We start from the raw sequence: 8,301 nt of genomic DNA, 5'->3' as shown, positions 1-8,301 counted from the left end.
AAGGCCTGCGGCGTGATTTGGGTGGCTATTGTTGGTTGATGGGTGCCTTGGGTTGGATTTGGCGGGCGGTATTTATTTGGGAATTTCTAAAAACTCGTCGTCGCAGCGAACGCTCGGACGACGAAATTATTGAATTCCATCTGGGAACTTCTAAAAACCTCACCTGCCCAACCGTCCGACTGTGATTCGGAACGGGGGAAGGAATGAAAGAGCGGAACGGGTACTTGTTCATTGCCGAGCAGCGCGAAGCGAAGCTCGCGCAGTTTACCGGGCGTCTGGATCGTCTGGGGACATTGGTCGACTGGCAAGGGCTGGCGCGGGCGGTGAACGACGCGACGGGACGCGAAGGCGCCCGGCCGAAAGGCGGACGGCCCCCGTACCCGACCGAGGCGCTGCTCAAGATCGTCGTGCTGCAGCAGTTGTACTGCAACCTGTCGGACGAAGAGATGGAGTACTGTTTGGTGGACCGGACGAGCTGGCAGATCTTCACTGGACTCACCGGCCATCGGCATCTGCCCGATGCACGCACCATCTGGGCGTTCAAGGAAATGCTGGCCAGGGAAGGCGGCGCCGAAGCGCTCTTCGAGATCGTCGGCGAACAACTGGAGGCAGCCGGATGGAAGGCGCGCGGCGGGCAGATCGTCGATGCCACCTTTGTCACCGTGCCCAGGACCAATCTGAACGAGCAAGAGAAGGAAACGATCAAGGCCGGCCAGATACCGGAAGACTGGAGCGACAAACAGGCCGCGCACAAGGACACCGACGCGCGCTGGACGAAGAAGCATAACCGGTCCTTCTACGGCTACAAGGCGCACATCAACGCCGACCAGAAACACAAGCTCATCCGCGCCATCGACGTCACCCCGGCCAATGTCGACGACCGCGCCCCGCTCGACGGTCTGCTCGACGACAGCGAGGCGCGCAAGCGGGAAGGCAAGACCGTGCACGCCGACCGCGGCTATCACGGCGAAGCGGTGCGCGAGATGCTCAAGGCCAAGGGACTGATTGACGGGGTGCAGAGGAAGGACGACCCGAACCGCTGCGACCAGACCGAAATTCACGAGCGCAACCGGACCCTATCCAGGATTCGCTCACGCGTCGAGCACGTGTTCGGCGACTGGGCGCAATCGTCAGGAAAGACGCTACGCTGCATCGGTAAAGTCCGCGCCAAGGCGCAGACCATTCTCCGCGCATGCGTGTACAACTTGCGGCGTTGGGTGACGCTCGACAGGAGAGGTGCGTGTGGCGCCTGAGGAATCGGGGAAAACGTCCCGAAAAACGGGCGAATCCTCTCGACAAAACCCAGAAACAGAGAAAAAAACACTGATCAAAACCTGACCCCCGAAAATTCTCGTCAAAAAAATTCATCAACAACGATGAAGGCGAGAATATGGGGGGTTTGAGATCTGCCAAACTCTAATGCCGGCGGGCGTTTCGGGGCTTTAATGCCGTGGAAGGCGCGCTGGTGCTTGACTTTGCCATCTTGTCAGACAGGAGTCCTTATACAAAAAAAGGCGGCCCGCAGGCCGCCTTTTTCAACACTTGCCGAAACAACTACGACTGCGGCGTATCCTCCGCGGCCGGTACGGGTTCGGCCCGTGGCGTACGCGCCGGGGCCTCGGTGAGTGCCTTCATGCTAAGGCGGACGCGACCCTTGTCGTCGGCTTCCAGCACTTTGACTTTCACGATCTGGCCTTCCTTCAAATGGTCCGCGACCGCGTTCACACGCTCGTGGGCAATTTGCGAAATGTGCAGCAGGCCGTCCTTGCCGGGCAGCAGTTGCACGATCGCGCCGAAATCGAGCAATCGCAAGACCGGGCCTTCGTAGGTCTTGCCGATTTCCACATCCATGACGATGTCTTCGATGCGCTTCTTCGCCGCCGCACCCGCTTCGGACGATACGCAGGCGATGCTGATGTTGCCGTTGTCGTCGATATCGATCTGCGTGCCGGTTTCCTTGGTGATCGCCTGGATGACGGCGCCGCCCTTGCCGATCACGTCGCGAATCTTGTCGGGGTTGATCTTGATCTTGATGATCTGTGGTGCGTATTGCGAGAGCGCGCCGCGCGGTGCCGGCACGGCCTGTTTCATCAAGCCCAGAATGTGCATGCGGCCATCTTTCGCCTGCTTCAGTGCGACATCCATGATCTCCTTGGTGATGCCGGTGATCTTGATGTCCATTTGCAGGGCGGTAATGCCTTTGTCGGTACCGGCCACTTTGAAGTCCATGTCGCCCAAGTGATCTTCGTCACCGAGGATGTCAGTCAGCACGGCGAAGCGGTTGCCCTCCTTGATCAGGCCCATTGCAACGCCGGCAACGTGCGCTTTGATCGGCACGCCGGCATCCATCAGCGCCAGGCAGCCGCCGCAAACCGAGGCCATCGAAGAGGAACCATTCGATTCGGTGATTTCCGATACGACGCGCATCGAATATCCGAATTCGGCTTCCGTCGGCAGCACGGCGACCAGCGCGCGTTTGGCCAGACGACCGTGACCGATCTCGCGACGCTTCGGCGACCCGACCCGGCCGGTTTCACCGGTGGAGTACGGGGGGAAGTTGTAGTGGAACATGTAGCGATCGCGGTACTCGCCTTGCAGGGCGTCGATGACTTGCGATTCTTTCAGCGTGCCCAGTGTGGCGGCAACGATGGCCTGGGTTTCACCACGAGTGAACAGTACCGATCCATGCGCACGCGGCAGCATAGACGGGCGAATCGAGATCGGGCGTACGGTGCGGGTATCGCGGCCGTCAATGCGCGGCTCGCCATTCAGGATCTGGCCACGCACGGTCTTGGCTTCGATGTTGAACAGGAGCGAGGTCACTGTGTTCTTGTCCGGCGCGCCTTCTTCGGCGGTGCAAAGTGCGGCGACGACGCGATTCTTGATGTCGTCCAGTTTCTGCGCGCGGGTCGATTTGGCCTTGATGCGGAAGGCTTCGTTGATGTCGTTGCCGGCCATTTCGCTGATCTTGTCGATAAGCGCTTGCGGCGGCACCGGTGCGGTCCAGTCCCACGGGTCCTTGCCGGCTTCGTCGGTCAGTTCCAGGATCGCGTTGATCGCGGCTTGAAGCGATTCGTGTCCGAACATGACCGCGCCCAGCATCACGTCTTCCGGCAATTCGCTGGCTTCAGATTCCACCATCAGCACGGCGGTATCGGTGCCAGCCACCACCAGGTTCAATTGCGATGTGGTGTCGAGTTCGGTTTTGGTCGGGTTGAGAATGTACTGGCCGTCGACATAGCCGACGCGCGCGGCGCCGATCGGGCCTTCAAATGGCAGGCCAGACAACATGACGGCAGCGGAGGCGCCGATCATGGCCGGAATATCCGAATCGATTTCCGGATCAGAAGACAACACGGTCGCGATGATCTGCACTTCGTTGTAGAAACCATCCGGGAACAAGGGACGCAGCGGACGAGCGATCAGGCGGGACGTCAGGATTTCTTTTTCGGAAGGACGGCCTTCGCGCTTGTAGAAACCACCGGGGATCTTTCCGGCGGCAAAAGTTTTTTCCTGGTAGTCGACCGTCAAGGGGAAGAAATCCTGTCCCTGCTTTACTTCCGTGCGCGCAACGCACGTGACAAGTACGACGGTATCGTCCATCGACACCATCACGGCGCCGTCGGCCTGACGAGCGATCTCGCCGGTTTCAAGCGTCACTGTGTGACGCCCGTATTGGAATGATTTCTTGATTGCTTTCATTTGGGAATTCCCTCTATGGTCTCAGTTATTTCGCGTTCAATATTGCGGCTTTTGCATTGCTGCCATCACTGCCATTGCTGCCGTTTTTTCTATCTCTGCCGTGCCTGCACAGGCAAGAAAAAGAAAAAGCCCCGCTGAAGTTGGATTCAGTGGGGCTTCGGGATATTTCAGTTGATTACTTACGCAGACCGAGTTTGTCGATCAGCGTGCGATACGTTTCGAGTTTGGTGCGCTTCAGATAATCCAGCAAGCTGCGGCGCTTGCTCACCATGCGCAGCAAACCGCGGCGGCCATGGTGGTCTTTGACATGTATTTTGAAATGTGCGGCGAGTTCGTTGATTCGCGCGGTCAGCAGCGCAACTTGCACTTCGGGAGAACCCGTGTCGCCCGGTGCGCGTTGAAACTGCTGCTTTACTTCTTCGGGTGTTGCCATGAATGCTGCCATTTCAGACTCCGTTCAGTTCACGTATCTTGTCGCAGATACTTGCGGCCCAACCTCAAAATGAGGGTTTGAGCGAAGACCGCGATTATAGCGTTTTCGGCGACAAATTAGCAAGAAAATCAGTGAGTTTGCGCAGGGTCGACCACAGGCGATGTGTCTGGTGCCATCAGCCGCAATGCCGTCAGCGTGCCGCTCGCGCCATCGGACAATGATGCCGTGGCCACACCCACGAACGCGCCCGATTCCGTGTAGATGCGGTAATCGATGCCGTCGGCCACCGGCATTGCTACGCGCGGCGTCTGGCCGTTCTGCAGCGCCTTTGCGTCGGCCCTGTTCAATCGCAAATCCGCCAGGGCCATGGCCAACGAATCGGCAGGCAGCAGTGTCGCATCCTTCGCTTCAAGCGTCATGCCATCCAGCGCTTCCAGGCTGATCGCCTGTTCGACATTGAATCCGCCAGTGATCGTCCGCCTCAGCGCAGTCAGGTAGGCGCCACAACCGAGCGCCTCGCCAATGTCCTCGGCCAGCGTGCGGATGTACGTACCCTTGCTGACGAGGGTGTCGATTACCAGTTCGTCGCCTTGCAACGAAACGATTTCCAGCCGGTAGACGTGGATCTGACGCGGCTCGCGTTCGACTTCCAGCCCTTGCCGGGCGAGTTTGTATAGCGGTACACCGTCGCGTTTCAGCGCCGAATGCATCGGCGGGATCTGCGATTGCGCCCCGCTGAAAGTGGCCAATGCGACCGCGACTGAGGCGGTATCGACGCAAACCGCGCGGCGCTGGACAATCTCGCCTTCCGTGTCACCGGTACTGGACTTTTCACCGAGCTTTAGTGTCGCTCGGTATCCCTTCGAGGCATCGAGCATGAAGCGGGCAAACTTTGCCGCTTCGCCGAAACAGAGGGGCAGCAGCCCGGTCGCAAATGGATCAAGCGTACCGGTGTGGCCGGCCTTCTCCGCATTGAACAATCGTTTGGACCAGCCGACCGCGGTATTTGAAGAAAGCCCCGCGTGCTTGTCGAGTAACAGCACACCGCTGACCGCGCGCCTGGGTGTTTTCAATTTTCCGTGGGATGCGTGGCGTCGTCCGCCACGGCGTCATCGATGAGCTTGGACAGACGAACGCCACGCTCGATTGATGTGTCGACTTCAAAGTGGAGCTGCGGCACGGTACGAATAGTCAATCGATGCGCAAGCTGGGAGCGCAGGAATCCTGCTGCGCTCTGCAGGCCGTGCTGGCATGATTCCACCTGCGCATCGGTCCCCAGCGACGTGAAAAATACCTTTGCGTGCGCGTTATCTCTTGTTACTTCCACGTCGGTCAACGTCACCATCGTGACCCGCGGATCGCGCATTTCCAGTCGAATCAATTCAGATAATTCGCGCTGGATGGCATCAGCTATTTTGCGGTTGCGTGCTTCCTGTGACATGCGGAATTTTCTTACGCCAGGCTGCGCGCGATCTCGACTGTTTCAAATGCCTCGACCTGATCGCCGACCTTGACATCATCGTAGCCCTTCAACGACAGGCCGCATTCGAACCCGGCCTTCACGTCTTTCACGTCGTCCTTGAAGCGCTTGAGTGACTCGAGTTCACCGGTATGGATGACAATGCCGTCACGCAGCAGGCGAACACTGGAGCCGCGTTTGATGACACCATCAAGGACATAACAACCTGCAACCGCGCCCACATTTGAAATCTTGAATACGTTGCGCACCTCCACGAGGCCGAGGATGCTCTCCTTGATTTCAGGCGAGAGCATGCCACTGAGCGCGAGCTTCACGTCATCGACGGCTTCATAAATGATGTTGTAGTAGCGAACCTGAACACCGGATGTCTCGATCAGCTTGCGTGCTGCCGCGTCTGCCCGGGCGTTGAAACCGATGACAATTGCCTTCGACGCCAGCGCGAGGTTGATATCGGATTCCGTAATGGCGCCGACACCCGCATGCACCACGTTCACCTTGACTTCATCGGTCGACATCTTGGCGAGTGCATGTGAAAGGCCTTCATACGAACCCTGCACGTCCGCCTTGATGATGATGGCCAGCGACTTCGTCGCCCTCTCGCCCAGCTGTTCAAAGGCGCTTTCGAGTGTACCGATTTGCTGCCTGGCCAGTTTCACATCGCGGAACTTGCCTTGGCGGAACAATGCGATTTCGCGCGCCTTGCGCTCATCGTTCAAGACCATCATGTCTTCGCCCGCGCCTGGCACATCCGTGAGACCTTGCACTTCAACCGGAATCGATGGACCGGCCTCGAGAACTGCTTTGCCATTCTCATCGAGCATCGCGCGAACGCGACCGAAGCGCGCGCCTGCCAGAAGCATGTCACCTTTTTTCAGCGTACCGGACTGCACAAGTATCGTTGCGACCGGCCCGCGACCTTTATCCAGACGCGCTTCAATCACGACACCCTTTGCCGGCGCGTTTTTGACCGCTTTCAATTCCAGCACTTCGGCCTGGAGCAGGATGGCTTCAAGCAATTTCTCGATGCCCAGGCCGGTCTTGGCAGATACCTGCACAAACATGACGTCGCCGCCGTATTCTTCGGGCAATACGTTTTCGGCAACAAGTTCCTGCTTTACGCGATCCGGGTTGGCATCCGCTTTGTCGATCTTGTTTACCGCGACGATGATCGGCACGTTCGCCGCCTTCGCGTGCGCGATCGCTTCCTTGGTCTGCGGCATCACGCCATCGTCGGCGGCAACCACCAGGATCACCAGGTCGGTGATCTGCGAACCGCGTGCACGCATTGCCGTAAACGCCTCGTGGCCCGGCGTGTCGAGGAAGGTAATGACGCCCTTCGGGGTCGTCACGTGATATGCGCCAATATGTTGCGTTATCCCGCCGGCTTCACCGGACGCAACCCGGGTACGGCGAATGGTGTCCAGCAATGAAGTCTTGCCGTGGTCGACGTGACCCATGATGGTTACCACGGGGGGCCGTGTTTCCATATCGGCTTCGGTATGGGTAATGGCCTCACTCAAATAGGCCTCAGGATCGTCGGCTTTTGCTGCTTTTGCGACGTGACCAAGCTCGCCGACAAGGATCATCGCGGTTTCCTGATCGAGCACTTGATTGATTGTCACCATTGAGCCCATTTTCATCATGATTTTGATGACTTCGGCTGCCTTGATGGCCATCTTCTGCGCGAGCTCGCCAACGGTAATCGTTTCCGGCACGAGCACTTCGCGAACGACAGGCTCGGTTGGCGCCTGAAAGTTTGTTGTGCCGTCGTCATCCTCATGACGATCCTTGCCCTTGCGCCCGCGCCAGCCATCGCGACCGCCGCTGGCATCGCCGCGCGTCTTGATGGTACGGCGCTTGGCCATCTCGTCTTTCCACGAGGTGGCGGGCTTGACCGGTTTCTTGACTGCTTTCTTTTCGACTTTCTCGCCCGGCTTCAATACTGGCTTGTGGAGTGTGCCTTCGCTTGCCGCGGGCTCTTTTTTGAGCACAACACGCTCGCCGATGCGCGGGCGATTGTCGGGTACCACTTCGACAGCGGCGCCCGCGGGTGCGGCAGCGCCTTCCGCCTTGATCGCGACGCCGTCGGCGGTTTCTTCGCCTTTTGTCGTGCGGCGCACTGTCTTCTTGGGTGCAGCCTCGGCATCCGCAAGGGGCGCCGCCTCCACCACTGCTGGCGCTTCATCGTCTTTCTTGGTCCGGCGTTTCGGCGGGGCCTTGGCCTTCTCTTCGGCCTGTTTTGCAAGCAACGCTGATTGACGCTCTTCTTCGGCGCGCCGCTTGGCGACCTCGCCCTCATTGAGAATCGGCTGCGGCGTTGTCTCAACCGGCTTCTCCGGCTCGACGATCTCGGCTGCCTTGTCGACTTTGACGAATGTGCGTTTCTTGCGAACTTCGACCTGGATGGTGCGCGCCTTGCCGGTTGCATCCGATTTCTTGATCTCGCTGGTTTGCTTACGCACCAGCGTGATTTTCTTCTTCTCGTCGGTGTGTCCGTGCGCTTCCTGCAAATACGTCAACAGACGTGTTTTGTCGTCTTCGGACAATGTGTCATCCGAAGCCTTCTTGCTGACGCCCGCTGCCTTCAACTGATCGATCAACAGAACTTCTGTGAGCTTCAGTTCTTTGGCAAATTGAGCAACGGTGGATTGGGCCATTCGATTCCTATTGGGCAATACGTTAAATG

6 protein-coding genes are annotated in these 8,301 nt (G+C 58.5%); 1 reads left to right on the top strand and 5 read right to left on the bottom strand.

Annotation, left to right across the window (positions count from 1 at the left end):
• The first annotated feature begins 224 nt into the window (after positions 1-224).
• Positions 225-1,253: an IS5 family transposase gene (locus tag IPP88_16450; GenBank protein MBL0124239.1), complete on the top strand. Its 1,029-nt coding sequence runs from the start codon at positions 225-227 to the stop codon at positions 1,251-1,253.
• A gap of 301 nt (positions 1,254-1,554) precedes the next feature.
• Here the strand turns inward: IPP88_16450 and pnp are convergent, their stop codons facing one another.
• The 5 genes from pnp to infB all read right to left on the bottom strand — a co-directional run bounded on the left by pnp (position 1,555) and on the right by infB (position 8,272).
• Positions 1,555-3,702 carry a polyribonucleotide nucleotidyltransferase gene (gene pnp, locus IPP88_16445; GenBank protein ID MBL0124238.1) on the bottom strand — a complete coding sequence of 716 codons (2,148 nt, stop codon included), beginning with the start codon at positions 3,700-3,702 and terminating at the stop codon, positions 1,555-1,557.
• Positions 3,703-3,877: 175 nt separating this feature from the next.
• Entirely contained in the window at positions 3,878-4,147 is a 270-nt protein-coding gene (gene rpsO / locus IPP88_16440) for a 30S ribosomal protein S15 (GenBank protein MBL0124237.1), read from the bottom strand.
• Between the two features lie 116 nt (positions 4,148-4,263).
• Positions 4,264-5,208, bottom strand: coding sequence for a tRNA pseudouridine(55) synthase TruB (gene truB / locus IPP88_16435; GenBank protein MBL0124236.1), 945 nt, complete (start codon positions 5,206-5,208; stop codon positions 4,264-4,266).
• Positions 5,205-5,576, bottom strand: a complete 372-nt coding sequence (gene rbfA, locus IPP88_16430) for a 30S ribosome-binding factor RbfA (GenBank protein MBL0124235.1) — start codon at positions 5,574-5,576, stop codon at positions 5,205-5,207. Before rbfA ends, truB begins: the two co-directional genes overlap by 4 nt.
• Before the next feature lie 11 nt (positions 5,577-5,587).
• Positions 5,588-8,272, bottom strand: coding sequence for a translation initiation factor IF-2 (gene infB, locus IPP88_16425; GenBank protein ID MBL0124234.1), 2,685 nt, complete (start codon positions 8,270-8,272; stop codon positions 5,588-5,590).
• Between the last annotated feature and the right edge of the window lie 29 nt (positions 8,273-8,301).

It is taken from the genome of Betaproteobacteria bacterium, from assembly GCA_016720925.1.
Taxonomy (GTDB): Bacteria; Pseudomonadota; Gammaproteobacteria; order Burkholderiales; family Usitatibacteraceae; genus UKL13-2.
Note: the sequence above shows the minus strand (reverse complement) of the source record. Positions and strands in the feature narration are given on the sequence as shown.